Annotated in this window: 16 protein-coding genes; 2 read left to right on the top strand and 14 right to left on the bottom strand. The window is 69.1% G+C overall.

Going from position 1 to position 18,951, the window contains the following annotated elements:
* Positions 1–28 precede the first annotated feature (28 nt).
* The 10 genes from tssH to tssA form a co-directional block, all read right to left on the bottom strand.
* A complete protein-coding gene (tssH, locus tag ACQ4L4_RS06530; RefSeq protein WP_431103416.1) occupies positions 29–2,680 on the bottom strand; it encodes a type VI secretion system ATPase TssH in 2,652 nt (883 codons plus the stop codon).
* Positions 2,677–3,912, bottom strand: a complete 1,236-nt coding sequence (gene tssG / locus ACQ4L4_RS06525; protein WP_431103415.1) for a type VI secretion system baseplate subunit TssG — start codon at positions 3,910–3,912, stop codon at positions 2,677–2,679. The genes tssH and tssG overlap by 4 nt, the downstream gene beginning before the upstream one ends.
* Positions 3,909–5,819, bottom strand: a complete 1,911-nt coding sequence (tssF, locus tag ACQ4L4_RS06520) for a type VI secretion system baseplate subunit TssF (protein ID WP_431103414.1) — start codon at positions 5,817–5,819, stop codon at positions 3,909–3,911. The genes tssG and tssF overlap by 4 nt, the downstream gene beginning before the upstream one ends.
* Positions 5,820–5,823: 4 nt before the next feature.
* Entirely contained in the window at positions 5,824–6,318 is a 495-nt protein-coding gene (gene tssE, locus ACQ4L4_RS06515) for a type VI secretion system baseplate subunit TssE (protein ID WP_088404496.1), read from the bottom strand.
* Positions 6,319–6,397: 79 nt separating this feature from the next.
* Positions 6,398–7,201: a type VI secretion system accessory protein TagJ gene (locus tag ACQ4L4_RS06510; protein ID WP_431103413.1), complete on the bottom strand. Its 804-nt coding sequence runs from the start codon at positions 7,199–7,201 to the stop codon at positions 6,398–6,400.
* Between the two features lie 103 nt (positions 7,202–7,304).
* On the bottom strand, positions 7,305–7,802 hold the full coding sequence (locus tag ACQ4L4_RS06505) for an Hcp family type VI secretion system effector (protein ID WP_377155238.1): 498 nt from the start codon (positions 7,800–7,802) through the stop codon (positions 7,305–7,307).
* A gap of 190 nt (positions 7,803–7,992) precedes the next feature.
* Entirely contained in the window at positions 7,993–8,472 is a 480-nt protein-coding gene (locus ACQ4L4_RS06500) for an Hcp family type VI secretion system effector (protein WP_377155239.1), read from the bottom strand.
* A 220-nt stretch (positions 8,473–8,692) separates the two neighbouring features.
* A complete protein-coding gene (gene tssC / locus ACQ4L4_RS06495) occupies positions 8,693–10,192 on the bottom strand; it encodes a type VI secretion system contractile sheath large subunit (RefSeq protein ID WP_377155240.1) in 1,500 nt (499 codons plus the stop codon).
* Positions 10,193–10,258: 66 nt separating this feature from the next.
* On the bottom strand, positions 10,259–10,768 hold the full coding sequence (tssB, locus tag ACQ4L4_RS06490) for a type VI secretion system contractile sheath small subunit (RefSeq protein WP_377155241.1): 510 nt from the start codon (positions 10,766–10,768) through the stop codon (positions 10,259–10,261).
* Between the two features lie 81 nt (positions 10,769–10,849).
* A complete protein-coding gene (gene tssA / locus ACQ4L4_RS06485; protein WP_377155242.1) occupies positions 10,850–11,881 on the bottom strand; it encodes a type VI secretion system protein TssA in 1,032 nt (343 codons plus the stop codon).
* A gap of 320 nt (positions 11,882–12,201) precedes the next feature.
* On the opposite strand from tssA, the gene ACQ4L4_RS06480 reads away from it, so the two are divergent.
* Positions 12,202–13,362 (top strand): glycoside hydrolase family protein, encoded by a 1,161-nt coding sequence (locus tag ACQ4L4_RS06480; RefSeq protein ID WP_431103412.1) that lies wholly within the window; start codon positions 12,202–12,204, stop codon positions 13,360–13,362.
* Between the two features lie 4 nt (positions 13,363–13,366).
* Here ACQ4L4_RS06480 and ACQ4L4_RS06475 read toward each other — a convergent pair whose 3' ends face one another.
* On the bottom strand, positions 13,367–13,690 hold the full coding sequence (locus ACQ4L4_RS06475) for a hypothetical protein (RefSeq protein WP_431103411.1): 324 nt from the start codon (positions 13,688–13,690) through the stop codon (positions 13,367–13,369).
* Positions 13,691–14,001: 311 nt separating this feature from the next.
* Here ACQ4L4_RS06475 and ACQ4L4_RS06470 point away from each other — a divergent pair, with 311 nt between their 5' ends.
* Entirely contained in the window at positions 14,002–14,943 is a 942-nt protein-coding gene (locus ACQ4L4_RS06470) for a Crp/Fnr family transcriptional regulator (RefSeq protein WP_431103410.1), read from the top strand.
* A 10-nt stretch (positions 14,944–14,953) separates the two neighbouring features.
* Here ACQ4L4_RS06470 and ACQ4L4_RS06465 read toward each other — a convergent pair whose 3' ends face one another.
* The 3 genes from ACQ4L4_RS06465 to ACQ4L4_RS06455 form a co-directional block, all read right to left on the bottom strand.
* A complete protein-coding gene (locus ACQ4L4_RS06465) occupies positions 14,954–15,631 on the bottom strand; it encodes a hypothetical protein (RefSeq protein ID WP_431103409.1) in 678 nt (225 codons plus the stop codon).
* A 137-nt stretch (positions 15,632–15,768) separates the two neighbouring features.
* Positions 15,769–17,982 carry a PAS domain S-box protein gene (locus tag ACQ4L4_RS06460; RefSeq protein ID WP_431103408.1) on the bottom strand — a complete coding sequence of 738 codons (2,214 nt, stop codon included), beginning with the start codon at positions 17,980–17,982 and terminating at the stop codon, positions 15,769–15,771.
* An 8-nt stretch (positions 17,983–17,990) separates the two neighbouring features.
* Positions 17,991–18,944 (bottom strand): response regulator transcription factor, encoded by a 954-nt coding sequence (locus tag ACQ4L4_RS06455; RefSeq protein WP_431103407.1) that lies wholly within the window; start codon positions 18,942–18,944, stop codon positions 17,991–17,993.
* Between the last annotated feature and the right edge of the window lie 7 nt (positions 18,945–18,951).

Genomic DNA, 18,951 nt, shown 5'->3' with positions numbered 1-18,951 from the left:
ACCGGACGAGGACCTTGTCCCGTCGTGCTCAGTCAAACGCGTAGTCGAAGTCCCCATCCTTCACCGCCAGCTCGACCTTCGTGATCGCCTGGCCGTTGGTGACGCGGGTGAGGTACTCGCGGCTGATGCGCGGCAGCACCGTGTTCGTGAGGATCGCATCGACCACGCGGCCGCCGCTCTCCACCTCGTTGCAGCGGCTGATGATCAGCTTGACCACGTCGTCGCCGAAGCTCAGCGGCACGCCTAGGTTCTCGCCCACGCGCTTCTGGATGCGGCCCAGCTGCAGGCGCACGATCTGGCCCAGCATCTCCTCGCTCAGCGGGTAGTACGGGATCGTCACCAGGCGGCCCAGCAGCGCCGCCGGGAAGATCTTCAGCAGCGGCTCGCGCAGCGCCTTGGCGATGCCCTCCGGTTCCGGCATCAGCTCCGGGTCCGCGCACAGCTTCATGATCAGGTCGCTGCCCGCGTTGCTGGTCAGCAGGATGATCGTGTTCTTGAAGTCGATGTGGCGGCCCTCGCCGTCCTCCATGCGGCCCTTGTCGAAGACCTGGAAGAAGAGCTCGTGCACGTCCGGGTGAGCCTTCTCGACCTCGTCCAGCAGCACGATGCTGTAGGGGCGGCGACGCACCGCCTCGGTCAGCACGCCGCCTTCGCCGTAACCGACGTAGCCCGGGGGCGAGCCCTTGAGCGTCGAAACCGTGTGCGCCTCCTGGAACTCGCTCATGTTGATGGTGATGACGTTCTGCTCGCCGCCGTAGAGCGCCTCGGCCAGCGCGAGCGCCGTCTCCGTCTTGCCCACGCCCGACGTGCCCGCCAGCAGGAACACGCCGATCGGCTTGCTCGGGTTGTCCAGCCCGGCGCGCGAGACCTCGATGCGCTTGGCGATCATCTCCAGCGCGTGGCGCTGGCCGACGACGCGCTGGTTCAGCGTGTCCGCCAGCTGCAGCACGGCCTGCACCTCGTTGCGCACCATGCGGCCCACCGGGATGCCGGTCCAGTCCTGCACCACCGCGGCCACCGCCTGTTCATCGACCTGCGGCAGGATCAGCGGCGCATCGCCCTGCAGTGTCGTCAGCTCGGAACGCAGGCCGTGCAGCTCGGTCAGCAGCGTGTCGCGCTCGGCCTCTTCCGGCGCGCCCTCGCCTTCCTTGCGCAGCAGCGCGTGCAGTTCGAGCACGCGGTCGACCATGCCCTTTTCCTTCAGGTGGCGGGCTTCGAGCTCCGCCTTGCGCGTCTGCGCCTCGTCGAGCTGCGTCGCCACGCGCTGCTTGCGCTCCGCGACGTCCATGCCGATCGCGCCTTCGCGGCCGATGATCTCTCGCTCGATCTCCAGCGCCTGGATGCGGCGCAGGCAGTCCTCGAGTTCCGCCGGCGTCGCATGCTGGCTCACCGCCACGCGCGCGCAGGCCGTGTCGAGCAGGCTCACCGCCTTGTCCGGCAGTTGCCGCGCCGGGATGTAGCGATGGCTCAGGCGAACCGCGGCTTCGATGCCCTCGTCGAGCAGCGCCACGCGGTGGTGCTTCTCCAGGATCGACGCCACGCCGCGCAGCATCAGCACGGCCTTGTGTTCATCGGGCTCGGGCACCTGCACGACCTGGAAGCGCCGCGTCAGCGCGGGGTCCTTCTCGATGTGCTTCTTGTACTCGGCCCAGGTCGTCGCCGCGATCGTGCGCAGCTTGCCGCGCGCCAGCGCAGGCTTGAGCAGATTGGCCGCGTCGCCGGTCCCGGCCGCGCCACCCGCGCCGATCAGCGTGTGCGCTTCGTCGATGAACAGGATGATCGGCTTGGGCGAAGCCTGCACCTCGTCGATGACCTGGCGCAGGCGGTTCTCGAATTCGCCCTTCATGCTCGCGCCGGCCTGCAGCAGGCCGATGTCGAGCATGTACAGCGACACGTCCTTGAGCTGCGGCGGGACGTCGCCCTGCGCCAGGCGCAGCGCGAAACCTTCCACCACCGCCGTCTTGCCGACGCCCGCCTCGCCCGTGAGGATCGGGTTGTTCTGGCGGCGGCGCATCAGGATGTCGACGATCTGGCGGATCTCCTCGTCGCGGCCGGCGATCGGATCGATCTCGCCGTTGCGCGCGCGCTCGGTCAGGTCGACGGCGTAGCGCTTGAGCGCTTCCTGCTTGCCCATCGCCGCGGGCGCGATCGCGCCGCTGGCGTCACCGGGGGCGGCGCCCGGCTCGGCCGCGCGCATCGAACGCTCGGGCGAGCCTTCGAGGATCTGGTTGAACTTCTCGCCCAGGTCGTCGACGTTGATCTTCTCGAACTGCTTGGACACCGACAGCAGCACGTTGCGCATCGACGCCGTCTTCAGCAGGCCCAGCACCAGGTGGCCGGTGCGCACCTGCTGGTCGCCGAACATCAGCGAGCCGTAGACCCAGCCGCGCTCGACCGCGTTCTCGACCCAGCTCGACAGGTCGGTCACCGAGGTCGCGCCGCGCGGCAGCCGGTCCAGCGAGGCCATCAGGTCCGACGACAGCTGCGCCGCGTCCAGCCCGTAGTGCTTGACGATGCGATGCAGGTCGGAATCGGGCGTGTTGAGGATCTGGTAGAGCCAGTGCTGCAGCTCGACGTACGGATTGCCCCGCAGCTTGCAGAACACGGTGGCGCCTTCGATCGCCTTGTAGGCCAGCGGATTGAGCTTGCCGAAGAGGCTGGTGCGGGCGATTTCAGTCATGACGATGCTCCCTGTGATGCCGGCGGCGTGGCCCGTCCCTTCACCCGCTGTTGCGGATGCAGGTGCAGGTCGCCCCGGTCGTGACGATGCGGACGGCCGCCGGAGCGGCCCGTCCAGGAAGTGAAGCCCAGGCGCGCGCGGCCGCTCAGCGCCGCGGCGGGCACCTCGTCGCGGCGCAGCACGGGCTGCAGCTCCCATTGCAGGTTGTGGCCGACGTACTGCCGGATCCAGTCGTTCAGCGGCCGCCACGCGTCGCCGTCGGGCAGGAAGCCCTCGTACTGGCGCAGCGTCAGCGGCCCCAGGACGACGCGGAAACGGTACTGCCGGTCCCAGGCCTTGTTGCCCGCGGACGTGTTGCGACCCAGACGCGGCAGCTCGCTGCCGATGCGCTCGGGCCGCTGGCGCGCGAAGCCCAGCCGCGTGCGCTCGCCGTCCTCGACGGGCAGCCAGTGCGGCACGTGCTGCTCGATGCGCACCGGCACCTTGAAGTGGGACGACAGGATCTTGGCGAGGCCTTCCGGATGCTGCGCACGCCCGCCGTGCAGGCCCGCCTGGAACAGGCGCGCGGTCTGCGGCAGCGAGTCGCCGGGCCGCTGCGCGCCGTCGAGTCCGGTCGCCGCGCCCAGCCAGGCCGCGTAGCGGTCGGTCGCGGGCCGGTCGTGCTGCACGGCCGGCTGCGACTGCGCCCAGGCGCGGTAGAAGTGCAGCAGCAGCCGGTGATGGAAGACGTCGAGGAAGCGGCTCAGCGTCGGATCGCCGCGCTGGTGCAAACGCTCTCGCGTGTACTCGGTCAGGTGCAGCGGCATCGGCCCCTGCGGACCGAGCAGGCCGAAGAAGCGCACGCCGAGGCGCGGCGCGGGGTTCTGGCCGCGCGTCAGGCTCTGCAGCGCCGCCGGCGCGAAGTCGAGTTCGGGTTCCTGGCCCAGGCGGATCGCCTCCTGCGACGGGCGCAGGCCGCGCCCCAGCCGCGGCACGTCCGGCGTGAGGCCCTCGATGCGCCGCAGCAGCGCGAAGAAATCATGCGCCCAGGGCGTCGCCTCGACGTCCTCGAAGAGGGCGCGCAGCGCGGCTTCGCGCTCGTTGCGCTTCTCGGGCCGGCGCGCGAGCAGCGATTCGGGCGTCGGCGCGGCGTCGGCGTCGGACGCCTGCGCGACGGCACCACCACCGGACGTGCCGGAGGCGTCCTCGTTGGCGTCGTCACCAGGGGTCGAGCCGGGGCCCTGCAGGTTCATCCGCGCTCCTCGTCGCGCGCGCGGTCGCCGCGGCCTTCGGCGTCACCGCCGATGCGCGGGGCCCAGCGCTTCACGAGGCCGCGCTGCGTCGTGCGCAGGCTCAGTTGCGTGAAGCTGTTGATCGCCGCGTGGCGCGTGAAGTAGCGCTCCAGCACGCTGGCGAAGAGGAAGGTGCTGTGGCCCTGGAAGGCGTGTTCGTCGAGCTCCAGGGCGATCTCCGCGCCGGTGCCGTAGCTCAGCGGCCCGCTGAACGGCAGGCGCCGCACGACGGGTTTGGATTCGACGGCACGCACGCCCTCGACCTGACGCAGCCAGCCGGGATCGCCCGGCGGGCCGTACAACGCCAGCAGTCGTCGCAGGGTCGCGGCCGCCTGCGCGGGCGGCTCGTCGGCCCAGGGCAGCTGCTGCTGCGTCAGCAGGCCGACCAGGCTCCAGCCCGCTTCGCCCGCCGGCTGCCGGTTGACCGGTCGCGTCGGACCATGCACCGCATCGACCTTGAGCACCGGCCCGGCGGCATCGAGCCGCCAGACGCCGGCGCCGTTGTGCGGCAGCAGCATCGGCAGGTCGCGGTTGGTGACCAGCGCCGAGACCGACAGCTGGCGGATGTCCTCGCGATACGGCGCATGGCGCGGATCGACCAGGGAGATGAAGACCTCGTCGCCGATGTAGCCGGTGCGCGGCCCCTGCTCCTTCTGGCGCGTGGACATCAGCCGCGGCTCGCGCCGCGCGGTGTAGAAGCCGGGGGCATCGGGCGGCGCCTCGTGGTACGTGGCGTAGAGCGGCTCGAAGCCCTGCTGGCCGAGCGCCCCGGCGCCGTAGCCGATGACCGACTGCAGGCTGTGGATCTCGTAGTCCATCGGCCGGGTGCGGTCCGGCACGACGTGATATTCCCAGCTGCCCGTGCCGAGCTGGATCCGGTCCAGCCGTTTCGGGAACAGGTTGATCGCCGGCGTGCAGTGCAGCGAGACGCTGTCGACATCGACCATCGCCTCCAGCGCGCCGTCGCCGCGGGAGAAGAACAGCACGATCTCGAAGGACGTGCCGTCGATGCGCGCGAGGCGGTCGGCCAGTTGATCGATCTCGATGAACAGGAAGCGCCGCGGCATCGCGGCGAGTTCCTGCATCAGCCGGCTGCCGGAGAAGTTGCGGTGGGTCTCGGGCAGCAGCGCCTCGTCGGGCGCGAAGCCCAGCGGACGGATGCTCGTCGCGGGCCGCCATTGCAGGGGCACGGTCGACGCGTCGATGCCGTCGCCGGTGACGAAGGTCCCCAGCGGCGCGCCCAGCGCCAGTTCATGCAGGCGATAGGCGACCTCGTCCGGCGCGCTCAGATACAGCGCGAGCCGGTCGAGTCCGAGCTGCCGCACGGGGATGCCGCCGCCGGTCTTGAGCCTGAGCCGCACGCCGCCGCGGCTGCCCGCCGCATCCGGCAGGCGCGACACCGGCAGGTCCGGCGCGTGGGTGAAGTACTGGACGTCGTCCAGCGTCAGCGGCCACAGCGTGACGTCGTGGGCAGTGCGGAACTCGCAGCGCGTGTCCTGCCCGCGCGGGATGCCGGACTGCAGCACGCTGCCGCGCGGCACCGGATGGCCCTTGGAGAGGTTGGGGTCGGTCGGATCGACGCTCAGGCGCGCGATCATCATCGACGGGATCGGCGCCAGGAAGTTCGGGTAGATCGATTCCAGCAGATGCGAGATCAGCCGCGGGTGCTCGGCGTCGAGCTTGAGCTGCACGCGCGCGGACAGGAAGGCGAAGCCCTCCAGCAGCCGCTCGACGTAGGGGTCGGCGACCTCGGCATCCTCCAGCCCGAGTCGGGCGGCGATCTTCGGGAAGTCGCGCGCGAACTCGGCGCCGACCTCGCGCAGGTGGGCGAGCTCGTCGTTGTACAGGCGCAGCAGGCGCGGATCCATGTCCTCAGCCCTCGCGCACTTCGACCTGGCCGGCCTCGAGGTCCATCTGCGTGCGCAGCAGGATCTCCAGCGGGATCGGCTGCGCCCACAGGTGGCCGCGGATGTCGAACTCGATCACGTTGTGCGTGTCCATCACGCTCTGCGTCTCGATCGCGCGGACCTCCAGCGTGTCGGGCAGGATGCGCGGCTCGAAGCGCAGGATGGCCTGGCGGATCTGCTTCTCCAGCAGATGCACGTCGATGCGCGAGGCCAGTTGCCCCGACAGCGCCGGCAGTCCGAAGTTCAGCACGCTGTCGCCCACATGCCCGTAGGGATCGCATTCCTTGCCCATCGGCTGGATCGCGTTGAACAGCCAGCCCAGGTCGCGCAGCACCGCCTGGCGCAGCTGTGACTTGGTCATGACGCGGCGTTCCTCCGCCTCCACGCGGTGGAAGGGATCGTCGTCGGTCAGCCGGTCCAGCAGGGCCGGCTGCAGGCGGTCGCGGTGGATCTGGCTCATGAGCGGGTCGAGCGGGTCGAGCGGGTCGAGGGAATCCGGAGCGCCGGCACGCCGCGGCTGGCCGCGCGCGGCGACGCCGTCATGGCTGGCGGAGTTCGATGAGGCGCGCGTCGAGCAGCCCGGTCTCGCCCTGGTCGGTCATCAGCACGCGCTGGCCGACGCCGGCGTACTGGTCGTCCTGCGAGCCCGGCAGCGGCTGCCATTCGGTGCGGCGCGCCATCCAGACGCGCTCGTCGTCGAAGGCCACGCTGCGCGGGTAACGCGTCGGGATCAACGCGACGGAGCCGCCGCCGTTGGGGAATTCGAGGTGCGCCGCGGACCACACGAGATCGCGCAGGTCGGTCGGCGGCTCGATGTGGATCTCCTTGATCGCGGAGAACGGCACCCAGCAGTAGCGGCCGTTGATCACCGCCTCCAGCACCGGGCCGATGCGCGAATCGCCGTCGCAGATCCAGTCGAAGGCCTGGCCGTCGATCGATCCGGCCGTCGCGGGCGCGGCGTCCAGCGCCTGCTCACGCAGCTGCCGCGCGCCGGCGACGTCGCCGTCATGCTCGAGCTTCAGCGAATGGACCAGGTTGGCGACCCACTCGGCCGGCTCGCCCATCACCATCGGCGTGGTACGGCCCTCGAAGACGGCCTCACGCACCAGCTCGCACTTCAGCGCTTCGCGGTAGGTGTTGACCATCGCCAGCGTGCCCGCGTCGAGTTCGCCGCAGACTTCCAGCTGCGCGGCCGCGCGCGCCCATTGGCCCGTCACCGCCAGCAGCTGGAACAGCATCGTGCGCAGCTTCGCGTCCTGCGGACGCTGACGGACTTCCGCCTGCGCCGCGGCCAGCGCCTCGGTCGGGCGGCCCGCCGCCAGCAGTTCCTGCACTGCGCTCATTCCATACTCCCGTGCAATTCAGTCTTCGCGATGTCGGCGATGTTCGCAACGACATCTGCGATGTGCCGGCGGACCCACCCTGCGTGGGCGCGCCGAGGCCGCCTCAGGTGAGGTCGTCGTCGAAGGTGTGCGTGCCGCCCATCGCGCCCTTGGCGTTCTGGGTGCGGTACTCGATGTTGACCTTCTGGAAGCTCATCGAGATGCGCTCCACCGGCGCGCCGGTCTCGTCGCAGTCGATGTCGTAGGACGCGACGCGCGCCTTCTCCAGCGTCAGGCAGAAGTAGTCCTCCTGCGAGCCGCCGGCCTTGCGCAGGTAGAGCTTGGCGCTCTTGACCTCGTCGTTGGTGGCGACGGCGCTCATCAACGCGGTGCTCGCGCTGTCGAGGCCCTTGGTGATCGTCAGCTGGCGGTAGCTGCGGCGGCCGGTCTGCTGACCGGCCACGGCATCGCCGGCGGCGCCCACGCCCCAGCTGAAGCCGCGCACGACGATGTCGTTGGCGTGGCCCGCCGAGGTGGACTCGCCCTTGACCTTGCCCGCCCGCTTGAGCGACAGGTCCAGGTACATGTCGGCGCTGCTCGCGCCGCTGGTCAACGGATTCATCTTTCGCTCCGGCATGGACAACGGATGACGGCGTCTGACGCCAGCGGGTGGCACCGGACGGCATCACGCGCCGTCCTTGCTCACCGTCATTCGTTGTCCGAGCGCGGCGCAGCAGACCGAGGCCTGCCGCGCCGCGGGGATCGTCGAGGGTGCCGCGCCGACGCGAGCCGGCACCGCACCCGTCAACGCATCAACGCGTTTCGGTCGTGGCCACGTTCCAGCCGAACTTGACCGCGCCGCCCAGGCCGCCCTTGGCGTCTTGAGCCTTGTACTCGAACTCGATGTCGGCGTAGGACACCGACACGCTTTCGCTGATCTCGCCGCCGGCCGAAGCGGACGGGGAGACCGAGGTCACCAGGACCTGCTTCAGGGTGACCTTCAGGAAGTCCTGCTGGCCTTCACCGGCCTTGCGGCAGGTCAGGACGGCCTGGTCGAAGTGCTTGCCCGAGGCGCAGGCCTTGGCCAGCACCGGGGACGCCTTGTCGTAGTAGTGCGCGAACACGAACTGGCCAGGAACGCCCTTGCCCTTGCCCGAACCGGTACCGGCGGCGGCGGTGCTTTCCTGACGCACGTCCCACGACCAGGCCAGCAGGTCGATCTCGCCCTTGTGGTCCTTGTGGGTGGATTCGCCTTCGACTCCGGCGAACTTCAGATTGGCGTCGATCGTCATGGTCGATTTCTCCTAGATGAACTCTGTGAAAACAGTCTCCGCCTCGACGCTGACCGCGACGGAGACCAGGGATTTCGGACCTTGGAAGGTCCGGATGGCGGGGTGCCTCGAAAGTTCAGACCGCGCCTTTCAAGGCGCTCCCTTCAACACGTCGCGCGTCATCGCGCGCGATTCTCAAATTCTTGTGCTGGCGATGACCGCGCGGCGGTCATCGCCGTGCTTACTTGCCCTTCTGCGACGGCAGCGTCGAGACCAGACGCAGCGACACCGTCAGGCCCTCGAGCTGGTAATGCGGACGCAGGAAGAACTTCGACGAGTAGTAGCCGGGGTTGCCCGGGATCTCCTCGACCACCACTTCCGCGGAGGCCAGTGGCTTCTGCGACTTCGTCGTTTCCGACGAGTTCGCCGGATCGCCGTCGACGTAGTTCATGATCCACTTGTTCAGCCACTTCTCCATGTCGCCGCGCTCCTTGAAGGAGCCCACCTTGTCGCGCACGATGCACTTCAGGTAATGGGCGAAACGGTTGCAGGCGAACAGATACGGCAGCCGCGCGGCCAGGTTGGCGTTGGCGGTGGCGTCCGGATCGTCGTACTCGGCGGGCTTCTGCAGCGACTGGGCGCCGATGAACGCGGCGAAGTCCGAGTTCTTGCGGTGCACCAGCGGCATGAAGCCGTTCTTGGCCAGCTCGGCCTCGCGGCGGTCGCTGATCGCGATCTCCGTCGGGCACTTCATGGCCACGCCGCCCTCGTCGGTCGGGAAGGTGTGGGCCGGCAGGCCCTCGACCGCGCCGCCCGCTTCCACGCCGCGGATGCGGGTGCACCAGCCGTAGGTCTTGAACGAGCGGTTGATGTTGGTCGCCATCGCGTAGGCCGAGTTGGCCCACGTGTACTTGGCGTGTTCGCCGCCGCCGGTCTCTTCCTCGAAGTTGAACTCCTCGACGGGGTTCGTCTTCGAGCCGTAAGGCAGGCGCGCCAGGAAACGCGGCATGGCCAGGCCGATGTAGCGCGCGTCGTCGGACTCGCGCAGCGACTTCCAGGCGGCGTACTCGGGCGTGCTGAAGATCTTGGTCAGGTCGCGCGGGTTCGCGAGTTCCTGCCACGAGCCCATCTGCATCAGCGACGGATTGACCGCGGCGATGAAGGGCGAGTGCGCGGCGGCCGCGACCTTGGCGATCTCGCCCAGCAGCTCGACGTCCGGCGGGCTGTGGTCGAAGTAGTAGTCGCCGACGATGGAGCCGAAGGGCTCGCCGCCGAACTGGCCGAATTCTTCCTCGTACACGCGCTTGAAGATCGGGCTCTGATCCCAGGCCGTGCCCTTGTAGCGCTTGAGCGTCTTGCCGAGGTCGTTCTTCGAGATGCTCATCACGCGGATCTTGAGCTGCTCGTCGGTCTCGGTGTTGTTGACGAGGTAGTGCAGACCGCGCCAGGCCGACTCCAGCTGCTGGAACTCGGCGTGATGCAGGATCGCGTTGACCTGCTCCGACAGCTTCTTGTCGATCTCGGCGATCATGGCCTCGATCGAGACGATGACGTCGCTGCCGATCAGCGTGGTCTGCGACAGCGCCTGCTGCGCCAGCGTCAGCACCGCCTGCTCGACGGCGGACTTGGCCTCGTCGGTCTTGGGCTTGAATTCCTTGTTCAGCAGCGAGGCGAACTCGCCGCCTTCGTACTCGATGCCCTGCAATGAAGGCGCGTGTTGCGCGAGGGTGTCATCGGCCATGGTGCGTGCTCCGTGGGATCCGTGGGTCGGTTCTTGAATCGGTTCTGGAAAGCGTCAGCGGCGCGCTCACTGCGCGGCGCCGTCGTCGGGCTTCTGGGCCGAGGCCAGCGACTTGAGCAGCGCCTCGTCCTTCACGACCTTGGCGATCAGCTGCTCGGCGCCGGCCTTGCCGTCCATGTAGGTGATCAGGTTGGCGAGTTGCTGGCGCGCCTCGAGCAGCTGCTTGAGGCCGTCGACCTTGCGCGCGACCGCGGCCGGGGAGAAATCGTCCATCGACTCGAAGGTCAGGTCGACCATCAGGTTGCCTTCGCCGGTCAGCGTGTTGGGCACGGCGAACGAGACGCGCGGCTTCATGGCCTTCATGCGGGCGTCGAAGTTGTCGACGTCGAAGTCCAGGAACTTGCGGTCCGACACCGGCGGCAGCGGCTCGGTGGGCTTGCCCGACAGGTCCGACAGCACGCCCATCACGAAGGGCAGCTGCACCTTCTTCTCGGCGCCGTAGAGCTCGACGTCGTACTCGATCTGCACGCGCGGGGCGCGATTCCTGGCGATGAACTTCTGGCTGCTGGTGGCCATGGGGTGCTCCTTGAAGCGGGGATCGGGTGAAAGGTGGAGACGTTGAAGAACGGCGTCGCTATCGGTGTCGGTGTGGGGCGCTTACTCGCTGGTCGTGCCGGCGAGCTTCTCGATCTCGTGCACGCCCTCGGGATTGAGGTCGCGCATGATTTCCAGGAAGCTCTTGCTCATCAGCCGCTGCGCGCGGCGGATCAGCAGCGGCGCGGGATTGCTGGGCTCGTGGCGCTCGATCCAGTCGCAGACGCGCTGCAGCGCGCGGACGGCGTCGTCGCGGCTGGCGATCGTGCCGGGCGCGGACACCGCGCCGACGGCCACGCCGCCGAAGCCCGCGGCCGGCGCACCGGCCGCGTCGTCCGAGGCAGCCGCGACATCGCCGCCGCCCTGCCCCTGCAGTTGTCCGGCGGCCGCGGCAAGCGGCTTGAACAGACGCAGCAGCGGCGAGAAATCAGGACCTTGTCCGGTGCCGAGCGGCGCTTCGATCGCCGCCACGATGCCTTGCACCGTCGGCAGCGCGTCATGCAGTCGCGCGGCGAAGGCGGGATCGTTCGCGGCCTGCGCCGACAGCCCGGCCATCAGGCCTTCGGGCGACGGCACGGATTCCTCGCCCATCGGATCGGCGTTGCCCAGCGCCAGTTCCACGTCGCGGACCCGGGGACCGCCGCGCTGGCCGGTCAGGCTGGCGGCGCGCAGGTCGGCGATGCCGGCCATGACGCTGGTCAGGGGCTGCAGCGCGTTCAGGCGCATCGTCGGGTCGTCGTGGTCGGAGGCATCCAGTTGCGGATGCACGTGCGCCCACTGTTGTTCCAGCAGACCGCGGATCAGCGCCAGGCCGTCGATGGCCGCGCCCAGTCCTTGCAGCCGGGCACCGGCGCGCACCAGCCAGACGGCGACGCGCAGGTCGCGGGTCCGCTTCGCCAGCGCGAGGGCCTGTTCGTGGACGGCATGCCAGTCGGGCTCCTCGGCCGGGATGATGGTGTCGCCGAACTGCTGCTCGGGTTTGCCCGCACCCGCCGCTTCCAGCGCGAGGAAGGCAGCGTCGTACTCCAGGTCGGCGCCGCACGGGGCGTCGTCCTGCAAGGGGGCAAGCAGCGAATCGAGGTCGAGGTCAGCCATCGCGTCGGAGGCAGCAAAACGGTTGCATGCCATGGACTCTATTGACGGCTGTAACCGAGCGCAGTGGTCGAAAGTCACTTTGGCGAGAGAGAGGGGCCGCTCAGGCTAGGGATTGCCGCTCATCTCGAGTCAAGCCCGAACCCCTCGGCGCCATGCGCGACACCCTCTTCCGAGGTACCAGGATGAATGCCAGCCGTCAGCAACATTAACAATGTGTTTCGCTGCGGGACAAGAACAGGGGGAGCCGCTCATACTCCGGCCCCGCAAGACCTGTCCCCTGCGCGGGGGACAAGGCCATCCATCGCTGCAAGAGCTCCCCCATGAAGCATCCGGCTGAATCCCCTTTGAATGCGCTGACGGCGCCGGCCGCGCCGACGCTCGTCGCGCCGCTGCCGCCCGACGCCGACCGTCGTCGCCTGCTGACGCTGGCCGGCGCGGGCGCGCTACTGTCCGCCTGCGGCGGTGGCGGCAGTGGCGGGGACTCGCCGGCAACGCCCGCGGCGCCCCCGGCGGGATCGCCGCCGGCCTCACCGCCGCCGCCGGCCGCTCCACCGCCTCCCGCATCGCCGCCGCCCCCGGCGGCACCGCCGCCGGCCGGGTCGCCTCCAGCATCGCCACCGCCTCCAGCATCGCCACCGCCGCCTGCATCGCCGCCGCCGCCTGCATCGCCGCCGCCGCCTCCTCCTCCGCCGCCGCCGCCCCCCACCACGTCGGTGAAGCGTGGCGTCGCCTACGACCTCAAGGACGCGGCCGACTTCAACGCGCTGTCCGGCGGGACCATCGGCTGGTGGTACAACTGGGCGCTCCAGCCCAACACGACCGTGCAGTCGCAGCCGTCGATCGCCGGCGCGCTGGAGCACGTGCCGATGCTGTGGAACTTCAACTTCAACACGGCGCAGGTCGTGACGGCGTTGAAGGCGCGTCCGACGGTGAAGTACCTGCTGGTGCTCAACGAACCCAACCTCACCGACCAGGCCAACCTCTCTCCGGCCGATGCCGCCGCGCAGTGGCCGCGTTATGAGGACGTCGCGCGCCAGACCGGCGTGAAGATCGTCGGCCCGGCGATCACCTGGGGCACGATGCCGAACTACGGGGACCCGGTCGTGTGGATGGACGCGTTCATCGCCGCCTACCGCGCCGCCAACGGCGGCCGCGATCCGCAGATCGACGCGCTGGCCTTCCACTGGTACGACTACGGGCTCAAGGACCAGCTGGACCGGTTGACCAAATACGGCAAGCCGTTCTGGGTCACCGAGATGGCCAACTGGCACAACGGCGCCGGCCCGCACATCGACACCTCCGACAAGCAGAAGGCGCAGATGGCCGACATGGTCAGCGTCTGCGAGAACCGCAGCGACGTGACCCGTTATGCGTGGTTCACCGGCCGCTGGGACAACGACGTGCACTTCACCAGCCTGTTCGGCGCCACCGGCGTGCTGACGCCGGTCGGCCAGCAGTACAAGAGCCTGCCCAAGGCCTGAGCGGTCAGCGCAGCGCGGCGATCAGCGCCGCCTGCGCGGCGCGGCGCCGTTCCTGCGCATCGGCGCCGCGCCCGTCGGCGGGCGCCAGGAGCGCCTGCACCTCCACCACCGGGACCACGGCCGCCGCCGTCAGCCGACGCACCACTGCGGGCGGCAGGCCGTCGCACGCGATCGCGCCGTACAGGTGCCCGAGCAGGCGGGCGATCTCCTCCAGCGCGGCGCCGTCCTCCAGCACCCGCGCGGGGTCGAGCACGGTCACCTGCGCGCCCAGTTCGAGCACTGCCTGCTGGAACAGCGTCGCTCTGGGCGTGCCTTCGTCCCCACACACCAACCCCATCCGAAGGCCCAGCAAGGGCGGAGGCGTCGTGCGCGAAGGGGTGGCGGGCAGCGGCATGGTCGGGCGCTTGGCGTGAAAGGCGAGCTGCGCAGCGTAGTCAACTCACGGAAAAACGCGTTGACCGATGTCAACGCGAAGGCCTCGTCACCGACGGGGGCCGTGCGCCCTGTACGGGCCTGACGGGCCGTTACTGAACCGTCACCGTGGGTTCACCGACTGTTGCTGATCGATGTCAAGGATTGGTGCCGCCGTTGCGGGCCGTTTCTAGCATCCCCAGCAATCCTTTCAACCACGAGATCATCATGCACAGCGCCATCGCCCTCGCCTCCCCTCCGAGCGACCTCCCCCGCGACCGCCTGCGCGATGCCCCGACCGGCCGACCCCGCGTGGCGCCTGCGGCCAAGCCGCCGCGCGACGGCGTGCCCTCCCTGTCGTCCGCCGCGATCGTCGGGAGCACCACGCCCGGACTGATCGCGCCCGATCTGCGCCCACAGGTCCGGCCGCCGCTGCACGTGACCGTTTCCGAACCGCGCGTCGTCTCCCGCGATCCGCAGCAGCGCATGCTGGACGTGATGCGCACCATCCGGAACATCATCCAGCCGGCGGCCAAGGTCGTACGCGCCGGTGACATGGTCTTCCGCGCCTCGCAGCCCTTCAACACCGTGTACCTGATCAATGCCGGCGCGTTCAAGCTGGTCAGCCGCAGCCTGGACGGCCGCGAGCAGATCGTGAGCCTGAAGTTCCGCGGCGACTGGCTGGGCTTCAGCGGCATCGCGCACGGGCGCCATCCCTGCGATGCCGTCGCGATGGACACCGGCAACATCTCGATCATTCCGTATGACCAGCTGCTGCAGGCCTGCGCGCGCTACCCGGAGATGATGGCCGTGGTCCATGAAGGCATGAGCGCCGAGATCACCCATGAGCGCCAGTCGCTGATGTCGGTGTGCACGCTGGCCTCGCTGGCACGGGTGGCGGAGTTCCTCTGCGCCTGGGCGCGCAGCATGCATCAGCGCGGCCTGCGCGCCGACGAACTCACGCTGCGCATGACGCGCGCGGACCTCGGGAACTACCTGGGCATGACGCTGGAGACGGTCAGCCGCTGCCTGTCCAAGCTGAACCGCGAAGGCCTGATCCTGTTCGGCGAACGCGGCCGTCGCCAGATCTCGATCCCCAGCCGGGAACGGCTCGAACAGTTCGTGATCGGGGGCTCGATGGCGCGGGGGAAGCTGGCGACGGCGGCGTGAATTCGATAACTCATTGTTTCTCGCTTGCCCCGGCGGAATTCACGAGTTCGTTGTCTGACAATAAAATCAGAGAAAATAAATATTCGCGAACTGGATCCAGCACCTGGTCGGAGTCATATTTGAGGAGCGCAGCACCACTGGCGGCGGAGCGCCTCAAATGATTCCCAAGGAGCGGCGTTTGGTATGTCGCGCATTGACCTGACAACTCCAATATCCCGCGCTCACCGTCATCCAGAAATCGCTCGCTCACCTCGATTTCAATCTTGTCGAGCGATGCGAGCGCGTCGGCAATCCGCCTTCTGGCAAGCGGAAAATGGCTGATCAAGTCACCGTAACTCGTTGTCAACTGCTCGTCGAGAGTCTGCCGTGCAACCCTTGATCGGGCCTTGCCTACGGATTTCCAGAACTGATCACGAATTCGGACGACATCGTAACGAAGCGCGAGTGCTTCGCTCAGTTCGACAAAACTTGGCTGAAGGTCTTGATACAGCGACAATTGGACCTGCTGCCATCGATCGAGCTTAGAAAGGGTGCTGGCGGCTGCGGCCCTGACCCTCGCTGCCTGTTCTGATATTTTCGTGGAACGGTCTTTGGCAAGAGAAATCACCAGCGCGATCACTGAGATCACAATGGTGATCGATGTCAGTACATCGCCGGCTTTCAAGGTATTGTCGAAATCAATGTTCATGGCATTATCCAAGCCGCAACGAGTTAGTGACTCATGTTGTTTCTTGAATGAGCCTAGGCGAGCTTCGGGGGCGGCAACAGCGCCGATCCTCAAGATTGCGTACAGGTGCGCTTGCTGGCGCCAGTGCCGGGCCCACTTCAGCGGGCCAGCACCTTCCCGATTGCCCGCGCCAGCGCGGCGCGCTCATAGGGCTTGGGCAGCAGCGCCCAGTCCAGCGCGTTGTCATGCTCGGAAGAAAGCAGTTCGGCCGAGAACCCCGACATCAGCAGCACGGCGATGTCGGGCCATTCCTTCTGAACGTGTGACGCCAGCTCCGTACCGCGCATGCCGGCGCCCAACGCGATGTCGCTGAGCAGCAGATGCGGCAACGGGCCACTCCCGGCCTCATTGGCCTCATCGGCCGCCACTGTCGAATCGTCCAGATCGCGCAGGTGCCGCAGGGCTTCTTCCCCGCTCGCGCAGGCCGTGACGCTGCAGCCGAAATCGTTCAGGTAGCGACGTGCGACGGCGCGCACCTCCGCGTCATCCTCCACCAGCAGCACGCGCAGCCCCGGCGGCACGGCCGAGGCCGTCGCATCGTGCTCGGCCACCTGGCGCTGCGCGGCCGGCGGCTGCGGCAGGATCAAGGACAAGGTCGTGCCGTGACCCGGCGTGCTGTCGATGCCGATCGCCCCCCGCGACTGGCGGGCGAAACCGTAGACGGTGCTCAGTCCCAGTCCGGTGCCGCGGCCGGCCTGCTTGGTGGTGAAGAAGGGTTCGAAAGCGCGCTCCTTGACGTCCTCCGGCATGCCCGTGCCGCTGTCGGAGATGGCGATGCGGACATAGTGCGTCGCACCATCCGACCCGGATCCCGCAGGCATCGGATCCTCGTCGTCCTCCTCCAGCTCGCGGCGCAACGCCGGCGGGATGGCTCTCAGCGGCTCGGCTTCGAAGACCAGTTCCCCGCCCTCCGGCATCGCATCGCGTGCGTTGATCGCGATGTTCAGCAGCGCCGATTCCAGCTGCGCCGGATCGGCCTGCACGTCGGGGCAATCGGCGGCCACCTCGATGCGGATGCGGATGCGCTGGTCGAGCGTGCGGCGCAGCATGTCGGCCAGCGAGCGAAGCATCGCCCCCACGTCGACGCTGGCCGGCTGCAGCCGCTGCCGGCGCGAGAACGCCAGCAACTTGCCCGTCAGCTCCGCGCCGCGGCGCGAGGCCCGCGTCGCCGCCGCGACCAGTGGCGGCGCGAAGCCGTCGTCGGTCACGGCGGGCAGTTCGGCCAGCACCTGCAGGTTGCCCTGGATGACGGTCAGCAGGTTGTTGAAATCGTGCGCGATGCCGCCCGTCAGTTGACCGACGGCCTCCAGGCGCTGGGAGTGGCTCAGCGCCTCCTCGGTCTGCGCCCGCTGCAGGCAGGTGCCGAGCAGGTTGGCGACCGATTCCAGGAAGCGCAGCTCCGCATCGCCGAAGCGCCGGGCCCGGCGCGAGCGCACCGCCAGCGTGCCCACCGGCCGCCCCCGATCGGACAGCGGGACCGCCAGCCCGGACACCAGGCCCGCCTGCAGGTAGGTCTGCGGCACGGCGAACCGTTGCTCGCCGCGGTAGTCCTCGACGACGACCGGCGCGCCCTGGGCCAGGACGAAGCCTTGCGGCGTGTCCGGGCGGTTCGGCACCTTCGCGCCGAGGCCTTCGCCGTCCAGCAGTCCGACGCCCTCCGCCAGGCGCAGCTCGGTGCGGCCCGGTTCGAGCAGGAAGACGACCGCCAGGTCCGCCTCCAGGGCCCGGGCGGCAATCGAGGGCACCTGGCGCAGCACCTCCTGCGGATCGAGCGAATCGACGGCGATCCTGCCCAGTTGGGCCAGATGCTCGCTGTATCGCGCCCGCTGCAGGGCCTGGCGCACGCGCGGGTACTCGGCGACGCTGCGGATCGAGGCCATCGTGTACGGCAGGCCCAGCGGCTGCAGCGGGCTCAGCGCGATCTCCACCAGCACCTCCGACCCGTCACGCCGCCGCGCGACCAGTTCGGTGGCCGTGCCGCCCATGGGCCGCGATCGGGGTGCGGCCTCGTAGGCATGCCGGTACGCCGCGTGGCGCGGACGGATGCTGTCGGGCACCAGCATCTCGACGGAGGCGCCGACGAGGTCCTCGTGGGCATATCCCAGCAGTTGGGTGACCGTCGGATTCGCGAGCCGGATCAGCCCCTGGTCGTCGACGAGCAGCAGCCCGTCGGGCGAGGCGGCGAACAGCGCGCGGAAGATGGCGGATTCGTCGACCCCGGCGGATCCGCCGTCACTCGCGTCATTCACTTCGTTCGCGACCTGCGCGCCGTTCGCGCCGTCGTCCGCGCCGTCGTTGGTGGCGTTGTTCATGCCGGCGCTCAGGTCGAGCGCGTCGAGGTCACTCTCGGCGCGAACAGATAGCCGGCGCCCCGGACCGACTTGATCCACTGGCCCTCGCCCGACTCGGCGCCGAGCTTGCGACGCAGCCGCCCCACCTGCACGTCGATCGTGCGGTCGAAGGGCCCGGACTCGCGACCCCGGGTGTGCTCGAGCAGGAAGTCTCGCGACAGCACGCGCCCCGGATGCAGCATGAGGATGTGCAGCAGGTCGAACTCGCCGGTCGTCAACGCGACCTCCTCGCCGTCCGGCCCGGTCACGCGACGCGCGGACACATCCATGGTCCAGCCCTCGAAGTGGAGCCGCTCGCGGCCGGCGGACAGGTCCTGGACGATCTCGCCTGGCGGCCCGCCCGACAGTCCCGGCGGCGCCGATGCGGCACCGGGAGCCATGCCCGAATTTCCAGCATTGCCGGCGTTGCCCGCGTGACCCGGGTGACCCGCGTGGCCCGACGAAGCGGCGGCGGCGGCCGGGCCGGCCGCCGGTCCTGGTGCCAGGCGCCGCAGCACGGCCTTCACGCGGGCGACCAGCTCGCGCAGGTCGAAGGGCTTGGTGACGTAGTCGTCCGCACCGACTTCCAGCCCGACGACCTTGTCCACCGCATCACCGCGCCCGGTGACGATCACCAGGCCGCAGCGCCAGTGCTCGCGCAACTGGCGCGCGATCACGAAGCCGTCCTCGCCGGGCAGCCCCAGGTCCAGCAGCACCAGGTCGGGCGTGTCCGCCGCCATCAGGTCCATCAACGCCCGGCCGGTGTGGCGTTGCGTCGTGCGGAAACCGTGCGAGGCGAGGTAGCCGGCCAGGAGCTGGGTGATGTCCGGCTCGTCGTCGAGGATCGCGACATGGGCCGGGACTGGCGCCGGCGCGGGCGTCGACACGCTCGCGGGCGTGGTCGCCGGCGTGGTCGCGGAAGGAAGGGGATCGGGCGCGCTCATGAGCCCC

The sequence above is a fragment of the Roseateles noduli genome (assembly GCF_050626985.1).
Lineage (GTDB): Bacteria > Pseudomonadota > Gammaproteobacteria > Burkholderiales > Burkholderiaceae_C > Roseateles > Roseateles noduli_A.
This window is presented reverse-complemented; position numbering and strand designations above follow the sequence as displayed.